The organism is Mycobacterium ulcerans subsp. shinshuense (assembly GCF_002355775.1).
Taxonomy (GTDB): domain Bacteria; phylum Actinomycetota; class Actinomycetes; order Mycobacteriales; family Mycobacteriaceae; genus Mycobacterium; species Mycobacterium marinum.
In genome coordinates, this window is record NZ_AP017624.1 from 2812886 (window position 1) to 2832714 (window position 19829).

The following is a 19829-nucleotide window of genomic DNA, read 5'->3' on the forward strand; positions in this document are numbered from 1 at the left end:
ATGTGTCATGGATCCCCGATAGGCCGTATTGGCTATGGACATACTGGTCCGTAGCCGCGTAACCTCGCACAGATCACCCGTTCAGCGCCCAGTGAGCAGTAAGGAGCCGCCATGAACGTCGCCGGTGTCAGTCCAGTCGATCGCCGGTCCAACGGGGAGCGTGCGGCGCCGGACTTCACATACGTCCGGTACGAAACGATCGACGACGGCCGTATCGCGACGATCACCCTGAATCGTCCGAAACAGCGCAACGCGCAAACGCGCGGAATGCTGGTGGAGTTGGGTGCCGCCTTCGAACTTGCCGAAGCTGACGACACCGTCCGGGTGGTCATCCTGCGCGGCGAGGGGCCCGCCTTTTCCGCCGGGCACGACCTGGGCTCGGCCGATGATGTCCGGGAACGCGCCCCGGGGCCCGACCAGCACCCCACCTATCAGTGCAATGGCGGCACCTATGGCGGGGTGGAGTCACGCAACCGCCAGGAGTGGCACTACTACTTCGAGAACACGAAGAGGTGGCGCAATCTGCGCAAGATCACCGTCGCCCAGGTGCACGGGACGGTGCTGTCGGCGGGTTTGATGTTGGCCTGGTGCTGTGACTTGATCGTCGCTGCCGATGACACCGTATTCGCCGATGTCGTGGGCACCCGTCTCGGCATGTGTGGAGTCGAGTACTTCGGCCACCCGTGGGAGTTCGGCCCGCGCAAGGCCTAGGAGCTCTTGCTTACCGGCGACTCGATCGGCGCGGACGAAGCCCACGCGTTGGGCATGGTGAGCAAGGTATTTCCGGGCGAGGATCTAGCCGATAGCGCGATCGAATTTGCGCGCCGCATCGCCAAGCTACCGACGATGGCTGCGCTGCTCATCAAGGAATCGGTGAACCAGACCGTGGACGCCATGGGTTTCACCACGGCGCTGGACGGGTGCTTCAAGATCCATCAGCTCAATCATGCGCACTGGGCCGAGGTCACCGGCGGAAAGCTGTGCTACGGCACCGTCGAGTATGGACTCGACGACTGGCGGGCCGGTCCGGAGATTCTGCCCGCGACCAAGCGGCGGCCCTGAGCAAGGGAGCGCCGCACGTGGACGTCGCTTACCCGCCCGAGGCGGAAGAGTTTCGCGAGCGGGTCCGCGCGTTCTTGGACGAGCACCTGCCGTGCGGCTGGTCGGGGCCCGGCGCTCTGGCGGTGCAGGACCGCAAGGCCTTCGCTGCGAGGTGGCGCCAACTCCTGGTGGCGGCCGGGTTGATCGCGGTGTCCTGGCCCAAGGAGTACGGCGGGGGCGGTTACTCCCCCGTCGAGCAGGTGGTGGTCGCCGAAGAGTTCGCCCGCGCGGGAGCACCCGAGCGCGAGGAGAACGATCTGTTCGGGCTCGATCTGCTGGGCAACACGTTGATCGCCCTGGGAACCGAAGCGCAGAAGCGGCATTTCCTGCCGCGCATCCTCACCGGCGACGATCGCTGGTGTCAGGGTTTCTCTGAGCCCGAGGCCGGCTCGGATCTGGCCTCCGTGCGGACCCCAGCCGTACTCGATGGTGACTAGTGGGTGATCAACGGTCAGAAAATCTGGACATCGGCCGGATCCACCGCCAATTGGATCTTTGTCTTGGCGCGAACGGATCCCGTTGCGCCCAAGCACCAGGGGCTGTCGTTGTTGTTGGTGCCGATGGACCAGCCCGCCGTGGTAGTTCGGCCGATCGTCAATGCCGCCGGACATTCCCTGTTCAATGAGGTCTTCTTCGCCGACGCCCGAACCGGCGTTGCCAATGTAGTGGGCGAAGTCGGCAGCGGCTGGACGGCCGCCATGAGCCTGCTGGGTTTCGAACGCGGCGCGCAGGCGACCACGGGGGCGATCGACTTCGCCCGTGACCTGTCGCGGTTGTGCGATCTGGCCCGAGCGCGGGGCCTGGACAGCGACCCGCGCATCCGAGACCGGCTGGCGTGGTGTTATTCCCGCACCCAGATCATGCGCTACCGCGGCTACCGCAGCCTTACCTGGGCACTGAACGGGGTGTTGCCAGGCGCTGAAGCGGCGATCAGCAAGGTCATCTGGAGTGAATACTTCCAGCGCTATACCGAGCTTGCCGTGGAAATCCTCGGGTTGGACGCGCTCTGCCCCAGCGGCCCGGGCAATGGTGAGGCGCGCGTTGTTCCGCAGGCCGGTACCGCCAACTCCCCTGCCTGCTGGATGGACGAGTTGTTATACGCGCGCGCCGCGACGATCTATGCCGGCAGTTCGCAGATCCAGGGCAATGTGATCGGCGAGCAATTGCTCGGGCTCCCCAAGGAACCACGCCGAGAAGCCGTGCACTGACATGGATTTCCGCTATAGCACCGAGCAGGACGACTTCCGCGAGTCGTTGCGGGGCTTTCTTCGCGATCAGGCCCCACCGGCGCGGGTACGTCAGGTTGCCGCCGTGGGTGGCCATGACAAAAAACTGTGGCACCGGCTTTGCGCCGAACTGGAACTGCCCGCGCTACACGCCCCGCCGGAGTACGGCGGAGCGGGCGGCACGCTGGTGGAGACCGCGATCGCATTCGGTGAACTCGGCCGGGCACTGACCCCGGTTCCCTTCGCCGCAACGATCTTCGCGATCGAGGCGATACTGCGCATGGGTGATAGCGAGCAGCGCAAGGGCCTGCTCAGCGGTCTGCTCTCCGGCGATCGGATCGGGGCGCTGGCGGCGGCCGGACCCGACCTATCGGTGACCTCGGTGCGAGCCGGCCGGCGCGACGGTCGCCCGGTACTCACCGGCGAGTGCGCCCCGGTGTTGTATGGCCATGTCGCGGACCTGTCCGTCGTCCCGGCCGAATCCGACGGTGCGGTGATCCTCTACGTGGTGGACGCCGCTGCCCCAGGGGTCGCCGTCGTCGGACTCCCCTCGTTCGACATCACCCGTCCGGTCGCCAAGCTGCGACTGGTTCGGGCCCGGGCGGAAGCCTTGGCCGCGAGCTCAGCCGACGAGGTAGCCCGACTACTGGACGTGGCCCGGGTGCTGCTGGCCGCTGAGATGCTCGGTGGTGCCGAGGCATGCCTGGATCTGGCGATCGAATACGCCTGCAGTCGCAAGCAATTCGATCGGCCGATGGGCTCGTTTCAGGCCGTCAAGCACCGCTGCGCCGACATGATGATCGAGATTGATGCCACCCGCGCTGCGGTGATGTTTGCGCAGCTGTGCGCGGCCGGCGGGGACGAACTGCACGCCACCGCCCCGCTGGCGAAGGCGCAGGCCGCGGACACCTACGTATTGTGTGCGGGCTCGGCTATCCAGGTTCACGGCGGGATCGCCTTCACCTGGGAACACGACCTGCATCTGTATTTCCGCCGGGCCAAGACGACCGAAGCCTTGTTCGGCAGCAGTGCGCATCACCGGTCGCTGTTGGCCGATCGTGTCGGCCTCTAGCCGGTGAGCGACGGTGCCGATCTAGGTGCCGACTGCTGCCAGCGCCGCTTCGTAGTTGGGCTCTTGCGCGATTTCCGGCACCAGTTCGGTGTAGGAAACTTTGCCGTCGGCGCCGATGACCACGATGGCCCGGGCAAGGAGTCCGGCCATCGGGCCGTCGGTGATGGTGACGCCGTAGGCCTCACCGAAGCCGTCGCGGAACGCCGAGGCGTTTGTCACGTTCTCGATCCCCTCCGCCCCACAGAATCGCTTCTGCGCAAACGGCAGGTCTTTCGACACGCAGAGCACGTTCACTCCGCTGGCGGCGGCACGCTCGTTGAAGGTCCGAACACTGGTTGCGCACACCGGTGTATCGATGGACGGGAAGATATTCAGCACGACGGCCTTGCCGCGGAACTGGTCGCTGCTCACCGTTCCCAGGTCATCACCGGTAAGGGCGAATGCCGGGGCAGGAGATCCGACGACGGGCAGTTCGCCGACAGTGTTGATCGCATTTCCACGCAGGGTTATCTGTGCCATGGGCACAGTCTGCCAAGACCGTCAAAGCGACCCACGATCAGGTCCAGACCGGGCTGACCCGCCGCTGTTGGTGCCCAAAGGACACCTTCAGCATGAATACGAAACCCGCGCTCCGAACGCCTCGACCACATGGGTCGCTGTGACCTCATGGACCATGGTGCTGAACTGTTCGTCGAAGAAGCCCCGATCCTCGAGGTGGGCCTCGATGCGCGGCAAGATATATCGATCGATCGGGCAGTCTTGCAGGATGTGGCTGTCGAAATTGCGTGCGATCGGGCTGGTGTCGCAGGCGCCGAGGAACGGGCACTGCGTGCAGACCGAATCCTTCAGTGCTGTCTCTTCCGCGACAAGGTAGCCGTAGGTGGCGCCATCCACGATGTCCTCGATGGTCGTCTCGGTGATATTGCCGAGGTCCCCATGTTCACGGTAGGCGTCGCAGCTGAGTCTGCCGTCACGGTCGATGACGAGGACGTCGTTACCCAACAGCGCACGGTCTTGGCCCGGGCGCTCCAAGCCCATGCGCTTGAGGATCACGGTGCGCAGATACTGATCAAGAGGATCGACCCGCGGGGTCATACCGGCCGAGACCCACAGGTCGAAGAACACCATCAACGCGTCGAGGATGTCGGACTTGTCGACGGTGACGCCGTTCATCGGACGCGCCGCGGGACCGCTGAACAGTGGGAGCAGTCGTGTCGGCTTCTGGAGCTGGCTGATCTCCTCGAATACGCGCTGAATCTGGCTGACGGTGTGCCCAGCCAACACCGTGATGATGCTGAAGGGTAAGCCCCGGTCCTGCAGACGGCGGATGTTCGAACGTACCGCCGCCTCTGTCCGCTTGCCTCCCGCCGTCAACCGCACGCCTTCGGCGAAATCTACCGAGATACCCAGTTCAACGTCATGTTCTTCGAAGACGTCGAGGTGCTCGTCGCGAACGGAATACAGGTTCGTTTGCAGGACATTTCTGACCCGGCGGCTTTGTAGCCAGTCGCTGGGGAAAACCTCTCTCTGCAATGCGAACACTCGTTCAAAGTATTCACGCGGCAACAGTGTGGGCTCGCCCCCGTGCCAAATGATGTCCACGGGGATGTCGTAGCCGCAGCGCCGGGTCGTCAGATCGGCGTAGTCCCGGATGGCGACTAAAGCGTCCCGCCAGACCGACTCTGACATCCTTGTCGGGTCCGATAGGTGCTCAGGGCTCCGGCGTTGTTGATTAGCAGGCTTGTGAGCTGGGGAATTGTGGATTGAGGAGGTCTAGGCGGCGGTTGGCGGTCAAAGCGGTGATCCGGCAGGCTTCGGCGATGTTGTCGGCGCCGTTGAGGCGGTGCAGATTGATCGCGGTGTTGCGTAGCGTTGCTAGGACCTGTGCGCCGTTTCCGGTATGTGCCCTTTGACGGTCTTCGTCGAAGGTGACGTCGCGTATCCAGTGCAGGCTGTTCTCGATTCCCCAGTGTTGACGCATCCAGGTCATGATCGCGGTAGGGCGGGCGTGCTCGAACGGCAGGCTGCAGATGGCATAGACCACCTCCACGCTGCGCTGGTCGGTGGCGGTGATCAAGCGTTCACGAGTGATCCGGATGATTTGTTTTGCGTAGGGGAAGCCGATTCCTCGTGCAGCGGTGATGATTTGCAGGGTGCGGGTCTCGACACGGCCGTGGCCGCGGGAGTCGTCGGTAGCGGCTGCGGGCACCTCGGCCCAGGGCAGCGCGGTGATACGCGCAAGTATTTTGGCTTGGTTGGACTTGACGATCATCAGGTAGTGCGACTTCAAGGTGGCGCAGATCAACTTCGCGGTGACGACCTGGGTATGCATCGCATCCACGGTGACCAGCCACCGCAAGCTACCCGGCAGCAGCGTGAGCAGGGCACGTACGCAGGGAATTTCATTGCTTTTCTCGGCGACAGCGAGTTGACCGAGCACCAATCGGGCACGGTGGGCGAACACCGACACGAGATGCGTGGCTGTCGCTTTGGCGCGTAAAGCACCACGCAGCATCTTGCCGTCCAACGCGATCGGCACCAATCCACTGGGGTCGCTGCTGGCCACGTGTGCAGTGAAGTAACTGCCCATCCTGGCGTTGAGGTCGGCGGGGTCTAGCCGAGACAAAACAGCGCGGAAGGTCTTCTCACTGGGCCGCCGGAACCGGACCCCTAATTGGGCCAACACATCATCGGGAGCGGTGGCCGCCCATGTGGCAAAACCAGCATAGCCGCGCATCCCCGCGGCAGTGGCCAGAACCGCGATCGCCAACAAAGCCATCAGCGAATACCTCCGACCGCGTGGGTCCCTCGGGTCTGGCACCGAGGCCAACACATCGAGAAACTCCGATCCGATGAGCTCGCTGCGCTCACCAGGACTCCAGCGGTCGAACACCTCTGGAACCGACGACACAGGCAATACTGAAACGGTAGGCACGGGCAACTCCAGACCAACGACGAACAGTAACCAACTCGATCGTTCTCCAGATAGCCCGTGCCTACACTCCGGCCCCAATAGCGCGGCACCAAAGATCATCAACCCAGCTCACAAGCCTGCTAATCAACAACGCCGGAGCCCTGGGGACCCTGGGGAGCTGCAACTGCGCCCACCGGTCGTTGATGACACCGTCGGGCACCTGGTTGTAGTAATGCGCGAACAACTCGGCCAGGTTCGACTTGGGTGGGTAGCCGATGTCGTTCCACAGCACAGACGGCTGGTACCGGTTGATGAGCTCGCGGATGTGATTGTCGGCGTACTGCGCATACTCGTCGGTCTGTACGAGCGAGGATGCCATCCCCGGTAGGTCGGTGATGACGGTCGGGTTGAACGTCCAGTCGTAGCCACCCGAGTAATAAAGGCCCATCTTCATGCCCCGGTCGCGGACCGCGCTGGTCAGGTCTCCGACCAGATCGCGGCCGGCATGCCAGGAGTCCTTGTGCGGGTAGGGATGCCGGCTGGGCCACATGGTGAATCCGTCGTGGTGCTTGGTGGTGAGCACCACGTAGCGGGCGTTGGCCCGGACAAAGAAATCGGCCCAGGAGTCGGGATCGAACTGCTTGACCGCCTTGATGAACATCGGCTTGAAGTCGTCGTAGGTGAAGTTGGAGCCGTAGGTCTTGAGGTGGTACTGCTGCGACGGGCTGCCGGGGATTCCGATGGTGTTCTGGTACCACTCGGCATAGGGGTTGTGCTTGAGCCAGTACGCCGGCCCCCTGGTGGCCATCAACTCTTGGGTGTCGGCCTCGAGTGGGGCCCACCCCGGCACCGAATAAAGACCCCAGTGGATGAAGATGCCAAACTTCGCGTTCTCAAACCAGTCGGGCACACGATGGGTGGCGACCGAGTCTTTGGTCGGCTGGTATTCGGGCACTCCCGCACCCTACTAGCACTATCGGCATCGTGCCTGGTCCCATCGTGGTTGTCGGCGGTCACCCCGCGCTGCGGCGCCGGCCATCAACAACCCCGATGTGTGGAAACTCGGAGGGCTTGAAATATACCCCTATGGGTATTTGTTGAACGGGCTGAGATACGCGAAAGGATCATCACGATGACCATCCCCGACACCCCGGCCCCAGCCGCAGTCATGCCACGAATCGGCGATCCGGCTCCGGAGTTCACCGCTGTCACCACACAGGGGCCCATCAATTTTCCGGCCGACTATGCGGGCAAGTGGGTCATCTTCTTCTCTCATCCGGCCGACTTCACCCCCGTATGCACAAGCGAGTTCATCACGTTCGCGTCGATGCAGCAGCAGTTCGCGGCCTACAACACCGAGTTGGTCGGACTGTCCGTGGACGGGCTCTATAGCCACATCGCATGGTTGCGAACGATCAAGGACAAGATCAGTTTTCGCGACATGCACGATGTGCAGGTCAACTTCCCGCTCATCGAGGACGTCTCGATGGAGATCGCCGGCAAGTACGGGATGATCATGCCTGGTGAGGACTCGACCAAGGCCGTACGAGCGGTGTTTGTCATCGATCCCACCGGCACGATCCGGGCCATCATCTACTACCCGCTCAGCCTCGGCCGCAATTTCGACGAGCTCCTTCGTGTGATCAAGGCCCTGCAGACTGCCGATCACTACGACGTCGCGACACCGGCGGACTGGCGCCCGGGTGACCCGGTGATCGTGCCCCCCGCGGGCTCGTGCGGCACGGCGAAAGAGCGCATGGAAGGTCAGGTCGACGGCGTTGAATGCGAAGACTGGTTCTTCTGCACCAAGGAACTCAGTGCTGAGACCGTCGAGTCGGCGATCACAGCCGGCGCCCAACCGTGACGGGCGCCGGCATCGGTTCCGAAAAAGCCGCGGGCCAGATGGGTGAGACGACCATGGACGAGTCAGCGAAATGCCGAGAGCCAGCCGGCCCGCGCCGGAGCGGGAGCGCTGCGGCCCCCGCGAACGCAACGACCCCCCCCGCGCGCGCCGAGTCGGCCAACATGTCGGGAAGTACCCGACGATGACCCCTATGACTTGGGGTGCCAACCCGCTGCCGAGCTGGGTCCTGCGCCGTCCGTCGCCGACTGAGCACCAAGCGGCCCTAACTCGGCATTGGCGGCGTTCCTCATTCGGCGACGGGCACGGGCTGCGGCTAGCCGGATCCCCCGGATCCCACAGCTCCCAATGGATTTGCGTCAAAAGGGATCTGAGGGCTACTGGCAGGTCCGCCGAGGGGCTCAGTGGCCGGCGCCGGCCAGGCCTAGCCGCGTTCCCGCAGAGTCACCGCGGCGTTCTTGGCGTCTGTTGCCAAGGTCTCGGTGTCGGCGGTGCGCAACTCGCCGTCTTCGACGACGGTGTTTCCACCCACCAGGAGTAGCCGCAACGGCGCAGGCGGACCATAGATCAGCGCCCATACCGGGTCTTCGACATCGGAATGGCCGAGCCCGTCCAGCTGCCAGAGTGCGATGTCGGCCAGCTTGCCGACCTCGAGGGACCCGAGGTCTTGGTCGCGGCCCAGGCACCGGGCGCCGCCAACGGTCGCCATCCACAAGGCCTCGCGCGCGTCGAGCGCCTGCGGGCCCAGTCGGAATCTGGCCGCCAGCGCGGCCTGGCGCATTTCGTTGGCCAGCCCACGGTGTTCGGCGCCGGCGCCGTCCACGCCCAATCCGACCGCGACATCGGCGGCCAGCAGTTCGGGGATCGGGGCGATCCCCGCGCCAAAGCGGCCATTGGAGGTCGGGCAGTGGGCTACCCCGGTTCCGGTAGCGGCGAGCTTGGCGATGTCGCCCTTGGACAGGTGCACGCAGTGCGCCATCCAGACGTCACTTCCCAGCCAGCCCAGCGATTCCACGTAATCAATTGGCCGGGAACCGAATTGGGCGAGACAAAACTCGTCTTCTTCGACGGTCTCCGAAAGATGAGTGTGCAGCCGCACCCCAAGGTCGCGGGCCGGCAGCGCGGACTGCTTCATCAATTCACCGGTGACCGAAAACGGTGAGCAGGGAGCAAGGGAGATCTGCACCATCGAGCCCTTCGTGGGGTCGTGGTGCTCGCGTACGGCGTCTTGGCAGGTGGTCAGGATCGTGTCGATGTCTTCGACGGTGTGCTCCGGCGGGAGTCCCCCCGATGCGACGCCGAGGTCCATCGAGCCGCGGGTCGGATGAAAGCGGACGCCGATGCGCTTTGCTGCGGCGATCTCCGCGCCCAGCATGTCTCCCCCGGCATGCGGGAAGACATAGTGATGATCCATGGTCGTGGTGCAACCGGTCAGGGCGAGCCCGGCCAGCCCCGCGCTGGCGGCAGCGAACTCCAGCTCAGCGTCCAGGCGTCCCCACACCGGATACATCTCGGTCAGCCACTGAAACAAGGTCCCCTTCTGGGTGTAACCACGGGTGATCCACTGATAGAGGTGCTCGTGGGTGTTGACCAATCCGGGAGTTGTCAGGCAACCGCGTCCATCGATGACAGTTGCGCCGGGGACCTCGGGCGCGGGTCCATCGCCAACCGCGACGATCAGATCGTCCTCGACGATGATGTGGCCTTCGGAGAACTCGGCGGCCTTGGGGTCAACGGTTGCTATGGATACGCGGTCGATCACGAGTTTGGGTACGCGACACTCTAACATCAGCGTGAGCAAAATGGTTGACATGGGAGGGGTCTACGTAACGTTGACACGACCAGCTCGAACATGCTCCAGCGGTGCACAATTGGTTCGGCCGTACCAATTTGGATTCCAATTTCGGATTGTTTTCCGGTCGTCGTGGCGCCATCGCGCTAGGGTTGAGCCGAAGTTCACCGGCCTGAACCGATTGTTGTTGGCGGGAACAGTTGTTGACGGGAACAAACGATGACACCTGAGCGGTCCGTGGCCATGGCGATTCGGCTGGGCGGTGTATCGGTTGGCGCCGGCCGGGCAGGCGGGCACAACCACGAGTTGCGATATTCCGACTCAACCCCAGGCGATGTCCGGGGCCGTAGCGCGAACGAAGGCAGCTGTTGATGGGACAGAAGGCGCCCGGCGGCGACCGGTCGGGGTCCTACCGTGCGGTCGCGCCACGTGACAACGCGGTGACCGTGATCATCGGTCAGGCAATACATTCCGGTCGCGAAGACGACTACGTCGCTTGGCAGCAGAAGCTTCACAAGGGGCTTTCGCACTATCCGGGCTACCTCGGCTCCGAGCTGCGGCCACCCGGCGGGGCGCAGTCCGAGTGGATTGCCGTCTATCGCTTCGATTCGGCTCCAAACGCGAAAAGTTGGTTGGACAGTTCCAGCCGCCAGCTCATGGTCAGTGAGGCGGCGGGGATTTTTGCCGGACCAGCCAGCTGTCAGGTGATCGCACGCAGTACCGAGGCTGATGACGCGCTGATGACCGTCGTTGTGTCGCACCGGGTTCCCGAAGAACGGGTGGATGAGTTCCTGGCTTGACAGAAGGACATCGTGGCAGCCGAAAGCAAGTTCGCGGGCTTTCGCGGTGCCGAGATGTTCCGCCCGGCCGCTGGCATCCAAGACGAGTGGACAATCTGCTATCGATTCGACACCGCCGAGCATCTGGATGCCTGGCTGACGTCGGAGGCGCGCAAGCAGCTCATGCACCACCCGCACTTCCGGGACTACAAGATGCGCAAGATCGATCAGTCATTCGGCAGCTGGTTCGTACTCGGTGACGAGACAGCCCCGCCACCTTCGGATTTCAAGACTTCGGTGGCGGTGTGGTTAGGGCTCTACCCCACCGTGGTGTTGTTGACGATGCTGCTCAGTTCGCTGCGCATGCCACTGTGGTTGGGGATGCTGGTGGGCAACCTGTTGTCGAGCTTTGTGATGAGCTACATCACCATGCCCTACTACAGCATGCCGATCATCGGGTGGTGGCTCAGGCCGAAGGCCAGCGCTCGTCAGCCGCGTACCAACGTCGGCGGAATGCTGTTGGTGGTGCTGGTCAACGGGGCCTGGGCCGTGGTGTTCTACCTGGTTACGGTCCGGCTTTGGCACCCATAGGCTCGCTATTGCTTTAGCCGGCAACGCATTCAGGTCTCACCGATCTGCCGGTCGTGGCAAGCTGGCGCGGTGACGATGGTCGAAGCGGCGAAGATCGCCTTTCAGTTGAGCCTGTTCGTGGTGATCCTCGGCTACGGGTTGACAGCACACTTTTCCGACGTGCTTTATGTGCTGAGACGCCCGGGTCTGCTGGCCCGTTCGGTGTTGGCCGTGCTGATCGTTGCACCCGTGCTAGCAATACTGCTCGTTCGCTTGCTGGAGCTGCGTCCACAAATTGCGATTGCGCTTGTCACACTGTCGTTGTCACCGCTGCCCCCGTTGTTGCCGCGTCGCGGAGAAAAAGCGGGCGGGCACGTTCAGTACGCCCTGGGTCTGGTCATCATCCTCGCCGTCCTCGTCGTTCCCGTGCTAACCGTGGCCGCGATGTTGCTCGATGACATCTTCGGGCGCCAACTCGTCTCCAGACCCGGGGCCATCGGAGAGCTGATGGCCATATCTGTGCTGGTCCCGCTGGGCGCCGGGATGGCGATCAGAGCGCGCTGGCCGGATGCGGCAACCCGCATCGCGCCACCCATCCAGCGCGCGCAGAAGTGGGTGCTGCCGATCGCAATGATTGCGCTGCTGATCTCAGCTGCGCCCGAGATGTGGAAGCTCATCGGTGAATCGACCTTGGTGGCCATGTTGGCATTCATCGCTGGCACCTTCGCCATTGGTCATCTCTTGGGCGGCCCCGACCGGGAATCGTCGACGGTGTTGGCGTTCGCCAGCAGCTGCCGCCATCCCGCGACCGCGTTGGCGATCGCGTCGGCCAATTTTCCCAACGCTGACGAGCGCGCCGCCGTGGCGCTCTACGGTTTGCTCACCGCGGTGTTGGGGATGCTCTATACGTTGTGGACGCGCCGACGCGCGGTCACCTCACCATCGTGACTGGCCGTCCGTTGGCGCATCGCTGGGCTGCGGGATCTAGATCACCCCGAGGCCGTGCAGGGCCTTGAATCCGAACCAGATCCCAAACCCCAATCCCACCACGATCATGATCGGTCTGTCGTTGTCCTGCAGCCAGCGCTGGATCCGGTCCAGCAGGGCGCGCGACTGATCAGGGAACAGTGCGGCCATGGCTACCACGAGCAGATTTGTACTCAGGGCAAGCAACACGAAAAGCACGTAGGAAGCCATGTTGCCGACTCGTGGCAGTCCCGCGTTGCCGATCACGCTGATCGCCGCCAGCGTGAAGACCCACGATTTCACCGATACGGTCACCAGGCCCGCGCCGATGAGAAACGCCCTGGTGGGTGTCGCCGACATCAGCATCGCCATCCACTTGGGCGGTGGCGCCTCCGGGTCGTTATCGTCGAAGAACTCTCGGGCCGCGGTGACCAGAAATATCAGCGCCACGATCAGAAGGACGGTCGACACAATCCAGTGGTGCGCGTGGTTGGGTGCAGAGCGGCGAGCTCCCCAGTGCAGGATGGTGCCGAAGACCAGGCCCTGCAGTAGACGTGTGCAGCCATGGCCGGCGATCCAAGCGCCGGCGGTTCGAGTACGCGCGGGCGTGCCCAGCAGCATGATGGTTATGGCAAGTTCGATCGGTTCCAGCAGACTGCCAAGAATCAACGGCAGCAGGCTGCTCCACATGGCGGACACCGGGTGAGAATAACCAGCCGGCGCGCCGATGGGGCCAAACCTGGCGCCGGTGTCCACGTTCGGTTGTGAAACTTGAGCCACTAACGATGCGAGCGCTTCAGGCAGCACGGCAACGCGGTGGGTGCGTTGCCGCTGATCACCGACGGGTGCGGTGTAGGCCACCGACCAGCGCGATCTATTGGGAGCCCAGTGCCGCGCGCATCTCGATGTCGGAAAGGGCGGCGGCAAGGTCGGCCGGACGCGGGCTCACACTGGCATCGATCCGGTGGATACGGCCGGTGAACGGGAAACTGTGCTCGTAGGGCGCGACGGGTGAGCCGGTGTCGAGTCCAACATCGAGGGTTTCTCCGCTCATTGAAAATCGGAACGGAACCGTCTGCTCAACGCGTCCGCTGGTCACCGTGGTGCCGTCGACGAGCAAGGTGACCAACGCGCCCTTCCCCAGTCCCCCGCCGTCGTAGTCGAACGAAAGCGCCAGGGTTATCTGGCCCTCGGGAAGCGGATCGGTGGCGGCGACCGTGGTGAGTTCGTGGCCCAAGTAGTTGTAGGCGAACGTGGGGATGCCGTCTTGCAGATACAGGCTCCACCCGCCCATTGACCCACCGATGCAGATGACCACCCCCTGGGCGCCGCCGCGTGGGATCTGCAGCTGCGCCCGCAGTTCGAATGAGGTGCTGGTGTAGGGCAGCGTCGAGGTCTCGGGGATCCGCACATGGCTGGGGTAATAAGTAGCCGAGGTGCGGCCGGCGAGCAGGTTCGGCCGGTTAGCGGGCAGCGCGCGGGCCAGCGTGGCGTCGCTGAGCGGGTAGACGTCGTACTTGCGCGCTTCGGTGTCGAACACGGCCTGCAGCTCGGCGAGCTTGTCCGGGTATTGCTCGGCGAGATCTACCCCCTGGCTGAAGTCGTCGGCGAGGTGATAGAGCTCCCAGCGCTCGGAGTCGCCGAAGGGGTTGGTTCGCTGGGTGCGGACCCGCGGCAGCCGGCCATGGAAACAGGACGCGATCCAACCTTCGTGATAGATGGCGCGATTGCCGAAGATCTCGAAATACTGGGTCCGGCGTCGGCTGTGGGCATCGGCCTCGTCGAAGGAGTAGCGCATGCTCACACCTTCGATCGGCTCCTGCTCGATACCGTTGACGCGCTCGGGCATCTCGATTCCGGCGGCCTCCAAGATCGTCGGAACGACGTCGATGACGTGGTGAAACTGGCTGCGCTGCTCCCCCGCGCAGGTAATCCCGCGGGGCCAGGAGACGGCCATCCCGTTGCGAGTTCCGCCGAAATGGGATGCCACCTGTTTCATCCACTGAAACGGTGAGTCCAACGCCCAGGCCCAGCCGACGTTGTAGTGGTTCTCGCAGCGCGCCGTGCCGAAATCGGCCAAGTGGGCCAGCAGCCATTCGGGGTCCTCGGGCAACCCGTTTTGAAACGAAGGAGAGCTCCAGGCGCCGTGCACCGTTCCTTCGGCCGAGGCGCCGTTGTCGCCGCAGATGTAGATGAACAAGGTGTTTTCCCACTGCCCCAGGTCGTCGATCGCATCGACGACACGGCCTATCTGGGCATCGGTATGGGCCAGAAAACCGGCATAAACCTCCATCAGGCGACGCGCCACCGGCTTGTACCGATCGTCGTAGTCCGCCCAGGCCGGAATTTGTTCGGGTCGTGGTGTTAGTTGGGTCCCGGAGCCCTGGGGTCCCTAGAACGGTTGCTGTTTGACCGGCACGGTGCGGGCCTGCCCGCTCGCACCACGGCCCTATCGTGGTTGCCGTGGGCCCTTCACGGAAGCGAGGCAGGCTCGCGGCCGGTGCGGCATTGGTCGCGGTGACGGCACTGTTCGGAGCCGGCTACCCGCTGTGCGGGCGGCCATCGGCAGAGGTCGGATGCGCCGGCGGCAGGCCTGTCACCAGGCCCGTTGATGAAGGCGAGCGGGTGATCGTGGACTACTTCAACGCGGTCAACGACCGCGACTACGGCGCGGCTTGGGGGTACCTGGGCCGGCCGATGCGTGCGATTTATGGCGCAACATCGCCGGATCACGACCGAGACGGGCTGGCGCAGTTCTCATTACGCATGGACCAACGTGTGAGGTGCGTGCGGGTCACCGAGATCGTCAACGTCGGAAGCGCCGACCCGCAGATGTCTGCATCGATGGGTATCCAGTGGTATCGGGTGAAACTTGATGCCGAATACGTCGCCGCGGCCGGCGCATTGCCGGCGTTCTACAAGGCCAGCGCCGATCCGCACGCCGGGGCGCCACCGCCGCTGATCATGGGGCAGGCGACGAGTCTGTGAAAGCGCACGACCGCATGCCGGTGCGAAGTTCAGCACCGTCGGCTCGACCAGCCGGGGCCGCCTTGGGCGCGGTAATGCCACCATGGCCGTATGCGAATCAGCGGTACCGGCGTCGGGAGATGGGCAGCAATTCTGTTGTTGGCGAGCACGGCGGGGTGTGGCGATGGGCCGGGCGTTACCACCGGAGAGAGCTCTCCGGCGCCAACCGGCACCACGATTTCTACGCCCACACTGCCGACTCCCAGTAATAATCTGCAGCTGGCGAACGCGGCCGACTACTTCTTGGACACCGGCAACGCTCGCGCGGGCTACTACTTCGAGTCGCCCAGCGGTCGCTGGCGTTGCGCGATCCTGCCCCATGTCCAGGCCGGTTGTCAGTCTGCCAGTGGTTCGGCGATCGGGATCCACGGTGCGCCAGACACGGTGACCAACTCCGATGGGACTACCGACGCGCCGAATGCGATCGTGGTCGAGGAGACCGGTGAGGCGCACTTCGCCGTGCTGAGCAAGGCACAATCCTTTGCGACCGTTGAGCCGGCGAAGGTTCTGCCCTTCAACGAAGTCCTCGATGCGGCCGGTTTCCGGTGCAACTTTCAGGAATCCGTCGGTGTCTCCTGTGCAAGTGAAGCGAGCGCACAAGGCTTCACGTTTTCCAGCGACGGCTACACCCTGCAGTACACGGACATTCGGCCGTGATATCGCTGGTGGTGCGAGATGCGTTGCGGCCCCCGGAATATTCGGTTGCCCCGGCACACGTCGGTGGCAACAATCGCTGGATGGTCGACCCACCGCTATCGGATGGCACGGTCACGCTCTCGCCGTTTCGTCCCGATGAGGTGAGTGCGCACGTCGCCGGCCAAGACGAGCTGACAGCGCGCTGGCTCAGCGGCGGGGTGGTGACCCCGCACAGCGCGGCGGCGTACTTCGAACACTGCCGTGACCAATGGGCTACCGGCGGACCACTGCGGGCCTTCGCGATCCGAGTGGGGCCGCAGCAGGTTCCGGCGGGGACGGTCGACCTGCGATTTGCCGGTGAGGGACTGGCCTTCGGCGAGGTCAACGTCGCCTACGGCCTCTACCCGGCCTGGCGCGGGCGCGGCCTGGCCACCCGCGCGGTCGACCTGGTGTGCCGCTATGCGGCACAGCTGGATGCCACCGTTGCGGTGGTCAAGGTGGAGCCGGAGAACTCGGCTTCGGCGCGGGTCGCGCTGCGGGCTGGCTTTGGCCGCACCAGCCGGATCCGCGAGCCGGACGGAAACGTCTTCGACCGCTACGAGCGCACCCTCAGCAGGGGGGTTTGGGTCAGGATCGCCGGCGAGGCCGATATCGACGCGGTGTTCGAGATCCGCACCAGTGTCACCGAGAACCATCTGTCGCTCGAGCAACTCGCCGAACTCGGCATCACCAAAGAATCGGTGCGAGAGGCCATGCGCGCCTCGCCGTGCCTGTGGGTCGCAGATGTCGACGGGGTCACCGCGGGTTTCACGATGGCCGATGCGACCGCCGGCAGCGTGTTCGCCTGCTTTGTTCGACCGCAGTTTCAGGGTCGCGGTGTGGGAAGCGCGTTGATGCGGCGCGTGGAAGCAACGCTGTTTGAACGGCACGCGGCGATCTGGCTGACTACCGACGGCTCGAGTCGTGCCGCCGGCTTTTACCGCAAACTGGGCTGGAGCGCGGCCGGGGATCTACCCGACGGCAGTATCAGGTTCGAGAAGCGGCTGAGAGCTCCCGCCGCCAAGATGCACGCCGACGAGGTGGACATCGACGCATCGCTGGTCCGGCGGCTGGTGTCCACCCAATTCCCGCACTGGGCGGACCTGCCGCTGACACCGATCGACTCGGCCGGCACAGACAACGCCATGTACCGGCTCGGAACCGACATGGCGGTTCGGCTTCCGCGGATCCACTGGGCGGTGGCGAGCCTGCGAACCGAGCAGCGCTGGCTCGGTCGAATCGCCCCGCAGCTGCCCGTTGCCAGCCCGGTCCCAGTGGGGCTGGGTGCCGCGGCGCAGGGGTTCGCTTGGCCGTGGTCGATCTGCCGTTGGGTCACCGGTGAGAATCCGAAGGTCGGCCAGCTTGTCGATCCCATCGGACTTGCTCGGGATCTGGCCGACTTCATCGGCGCCCTGCGCCGCATCGACCCCGCAGGCGGGCCGGACGCGGCGCGGGGAAAGCCCTTGGCCGAGCAGGATGAGCAGGTCCGCGGCGCGTTGGCGATGCTGGACGGACGCCTCGACGTCCATGCCGTTACCGTCGCGTGGGAACGAGCGCTGCGCATCCCCGGGTACGCGGGGCCGCCGACGTGGTTCCACGGCGACCTGTCCCCGTTCAACATCCTGACCGTCGACGGCCGGTTGGCGGGGGTGATCGATTTCGGCTTGATGGGCGTGGGCGACCCCAGTGTCGACCTCATCCCCGCGTGGAATCTGCTGTCCGCGCCGGCGCGCGAGCAGTTCCGCACCATGCTGCGGGTAGACGCGGAAACCTGGGCACGCGGTTGCGGTCGGGCTTTGTCGATCGCCCTCGTTGCCCTTCCCTACTACCAGACCACCAACCCTCAGCTGGCCGGCAGTGCCCGCCATGTCATCAGCGAAATCCTCGCCGATCAGCGGCGCAGCGGATCGCTTGGCTCGTGGTGAGTGCTAGTGCACTCCCAATACCCCGCCGACGTATTGGCCGCGGCATGCCCGCCGAGCCAACTTGCCGCTGGTCGTGCGCGGAATGGCGCCGGCGGGAAGGAAACGCACTTCGGCCACCGCCAATCCATGGCGGTTTGCCACCGCGGCGCGGATGGCTTGGATCGCGGGCTGTGGATCGTCGCGGCTGGTTCCGGCCGCCCGTTCGGCGATGACGACCAGCTGTGGGCTGGTGTTGTGGCTATCCGAATCTTGGGCCGTAGGCAATTCGTTGGCGGGTGCCGCGAACGCTGTCACATATCCCCGCCGGACCATGGGTGAGGCCTCGGCAACGGTGGCCTCGATGTCCTGGGGATAGTGGTTGTGTCCATCGATGACGATCAGATCGGCGATTCGGCCGGTGACATACAGTTCGCCGTCGAGGTAGACGCCCAGGTCACCGGTTCTTAGCCAGGCGCCGTCGACCGCGGCGCCGGCGGCGTGGCTAGCTTCGTCGAGCTGCGAATGCAGCTTGGCGCCAAACACCCGCTCAGTGTCTTCGGGCCGTCCCCAGTAACCGCGACCGACGTTGTTGCCTTGCAGCCAGATTTCGCCGACTTCGCCGTCACGCAATTCGGTGCCGGTATCGGGATCGACGATCACGGCCCACAAGCTGCGGGCGACGCGGCCGCAGGACACCTGAAGCACCGCGTTGGGTGCCTCGGCGGCCACGCGTACGGCGTGACCGGCGCCCAGCTGTTCGCGGTCGAGGTAGACGACCGTGGGCTCAGCGGCATGGTCGATGGTTGCCACCAGCAGCGTCGCCTCTGCGATCCCGTAGGAGGGTTTGAACGCTGTGCGCGGTAGCCCGTAGGGCGCGAACGCCTTGTTGAACGTCGTGACGGCATCGATGCTGACCGGCTCCGAACCGATGATCAGTACGACATTGCTCAGATCGACGTCGTCGCCGGGTGTGAGTAGACCACGCTGGGCCGCCCATTCGTAGGCGAAGTTTGGCGCCGCGGTGACCACGCGTCCGGTGCGCGATCCAGCCGACAAGGCATGGATCCATCGTTGCGGTCTGCGGACAAACACGGTTGGCGACATGAGCGTGGAGTGCCCGCCGTACACCGCGGGAAAGCCAATCATGGACAAACCCATGTCGTGGTACAGCGGCAACCAGCTGACGCCATGCGTGTTGCGGTTCAGCAGATCGATGGACAGGATCATCTGCACCAGGTTGGTGCCCACGGCACGGTGGGTGATCTCCACACCGACCGGTGGACGTGTCGATCCGGACGTGTACTGCAGGTGCGAAACGGCATCGATGTCGAGCTCGACCGGAACGAAAGACTCCCCCGCCGAATCCGGCACATCATCGATGGTGATGATGTGCGGCCTGCGTAGGTGGGAAAGGTTCGCCAGAAACTCCTCGATGGCAGGCTTTGCCGCGCCGGTGGTGAGCACGACCGTCGGTTCCGAGTCGCGCAGCGCGGTATCGAGACGTTCAGCGTGGCCGGGGAGTTCGGGTGCGAACAGCGGTACCGCGATCGTGCCCGCCTTGATCGCCGCATAGAACCCGGCGACGTAGTCAATGCCCTGTGGCGCGAGAATCGCAACCCGATCACCGTCGCCGGCGAACTTCTGCACATGGGCACCGATGGCCTGCAACCGGACGCCAAATTCTGACCAGGTGACCTCCAGGGCGTGCCCCTGCGCCGTCCGATTGTGGTCCAGGTAGCGATACGCCACCGAGTCGCCGACATTGGCAATGTTGCGTTCAATGAGAGAGATCAGCGTGGTGCCCGGCGGCAGCTCGATGTTGCCGCCGGCATCCAGGCAGTCCTCGATCTCTAGCAGGCCTTTTGGAGCTGCGGAGTCCTGCCGGGAACCGTCATTCATAACCGCAGTCTAAGCAACCGCGCAGGTCTGGCACCGCAAGCAC

At 64.4% G+C, this 19829-nt stretch carries 14 protein-coding genes and 4 pseudogenes; 10 read left to right on the forward strand and 8 right to left on the reverse strand.

The window, feature by feature from the left end:
- The first annotated feature begins 111 nt into the window (after positions 1-111).
- From SHTP_RS12560 to SHTP_RS12570, 3 genes and pseudogenes are all read left to right on the forward strand, one after another.
- Positions 112-1062: pseudogene (locus tag SHTP_RS12560) on the forward strand (enoyl-CoA hydratase).
- A 17-nt stretch (positions 1063-1079) separates the two neighbouring features.
- Positions 1080-2309 (forward strand): annotated as a pseudogene (locus SHTP_RS12565) (acyl-CoA dehydrogenase).
- Between the two features lies 1 nt (position 2310).
- On the forward strand, positions 2311-3399 hold the full coding sequence (locus tag SHTP_RS12570; RefSeq protein WP_096370771.1) for an acyl-CoA dehydrogenase family protein: 1089 nt from the start codon (positions 2311-2313) through the stop codon (positions 3397-3399).
- A gap of 21 nt (positions 3400-3420) precedes the next feature.
- On the opposite strand, the gene tpx is transcribed toward SHTP_RS12570, so the two are convergent.
- From tpx to SHTP_RS12590, 4 genes are all read right to left on the reverse strand, one after another.
- The gene (gene tpx, locus SHTP_RS12575) at positions 3421-3918 is read right to left on the reverse strand and encodes a thiol peroxidase (RefSeq protein WP_096370772.1); all 498 of its coding nucleotides are present in this window, start codon (positions 3916-3918) and stop codon (positions 3421-3423) included.
- Between the two features lie 87 nt (positions 3919-4005).
- Complete coding sequence (locus SHTP_RS12580) at positions 4006-5088, reverse strand: radical SAM protein (protein WP_096370773.1); 1083 nt, start codon at positions 5086-5088, stop codon at positions 4006-4008.
- Between the two features lie 43 nt (positions 5089-5131).
- Positions 5132-6334, reverse strand: a complete 1203-nt coding sequence (locus tag SHTP_RS12585) for an ISAs1-like element IS2404/ISMul1 family transposase (protein WP_420811867.1) — start codon at positions 6332-6334, stop codon at positions 5132-5134.
- 61 nt (positions 6335-6395) lie between these two features.
- On the reverse strand, positions 6396-7268 hold the full coding sequence (locus tag SHTP_RS12590) for an alpha-L-fucosidase (protein ID WP_231991423.1): 873 nt from the start codon (positions 7266-7268) through the stop codon (positions 6396-6398).
- Between the two features lie 177 nt (positions 7269-7445).
- Between SHTP_RS12590 and SHTP_RS12595 the strand changes: the two genes are divergently transcribed.
- Positions 7446-8177 carry a peroxiredoxin gene (locus SHTP_RS12595; protein WP_020725361.1) on the forward strand — a complete coding sequence of 244 codons (732 nt, stop codon included), beginning with the start codon at positions 7446-7448 and terminating at the stop codon, positions 8175-8177.
- A 421-nt stretch (positions 8178-8598) separates the two neighbouring features.
- On the opposite strand, the gene SHTP_RS12605 is transcribed toward SHTP_RS12595, so the two are convergent.
- A complete protein-coding gene (locus SHTP_RS12605) occupies positions 8599-9987 on the reverse strand; it encodes an 8-oxoguanine deaminase (protein ID WP_172900543.1) in 1389 nt (462 codons plus the stop codon).
- Between the two features lie 350 nt (positions 9988-10337).
- Here SHTP_RS12605 and SHTP_RS12610 point away from each other — a divergent pair.
- A pseudogene (locus tag SHTP_RS12610) lies at positions 10338-11336 on the forward strand (antibiotic biosynthesis monooxygenase).
- Between the two features lie 75 nt (positions 11337-11411).
- Positions 11412-12263 (forward strand): bile acid:sodium symporter family protein, encoded by an 852-nt coding sequence (locus SHTP_RS12615; protein WP_231991607.1) that lies wholly within the window; start codon positions 11412-11414, stop codon positions 12261-12263.
- 36 nt (positions 12264-12299) lie between these two features.
- On the opposite strand, the gene SHTP_RS12620 is transcribed toward SHTP_RS12615, so the two are convergent.
- Positions 12300-12971, reverse strand: a complete 672-nt coding sequence (locus tag SHTP_RS12620) for a GAP family protein (RefSeq protein ID WP_231991608.1) — start codon at positions 12969-12971, stop codon at positions 12300-12302.
- Between the two features lie 184 nt (positions 12972-13155).
- On the reverse strand, positions 13156-14589 hold the full coding sequence (locus SHTP_RS12625; protein ID WP_231991425.1) for a sulfatase-like hydrolase/transferase: 1434 nt from the start codon (positions 14587-14589) through the stop codon (positions 13156-13158).
- 155 nt (positions 14590-14744) lie between these two features.
- Here SHTP_RS12625 and SHTP_RS12630 point away from each other — a divergent pair, with 155 nt between their 5' ends.
- The 4 genes and pseudogenes from SHTP_RS12630 (at position 14745) to SHTP_RS12640 (ending at position 17908) form a co-directional block, all read left to right on the forward strand.
- Entirely contained in the window at positions 14745-15269 is a 525-nt protein-coding gene (locus SHTP_RS12630; protein ID WP_231991427.1) for a hypothetical protein, read from the forward strand.
- 90 nt (positions 15270-15359) lie between these two features.
- Positions 15360-15965 carry a hypothetical protein gene (locus tag SHTP_RS12635; RefSeq protein ID WP_096370776.1) on the forward strand — a complete coding sequence of 202 codons (606 nt, stop codon included), beginning with the start codon at positions 15360-15362 and terminating at the stop codon, positions 15963-15965.
- A gap of 80 nt (positions 15966-16045) precedes the next feature.
- Positions 16046-16480 (forward strand): annotated as a pseudogene (locus SHTP_RS30130) (GNAT family N-acetyltransferase); the annotation flags it as partial.
- Between the two features lie 123 nt (positions 16481-16603).
- Entirely contained in the window at positions 16604-17908 is a 1305-nt protein-coding gene (locus SHTP_RS12640; protein ID WP_338101610.1) for a GNAT family N-acetyltransferase, read from the forward strand.
- Between the two features lie 3 nt (positions 17909-17911).
- On the opposite strand, the gene SHTP_RS12645 is transcribed toward SHTP_RS12640, so the two are convergent.
- Positions 17912-19786, reverse strand: a complete 1875-nt coding sequence (locus SHTP_RS12645; RefSeq protein WP_096370777.1) for a fatty acyl-AMP ligase — start codon at positions 19784-19786, stop codon at positions 17912-17914.
- Between the last annotated feature and the right edge of the window lie 43 nt (positions 19787-19829).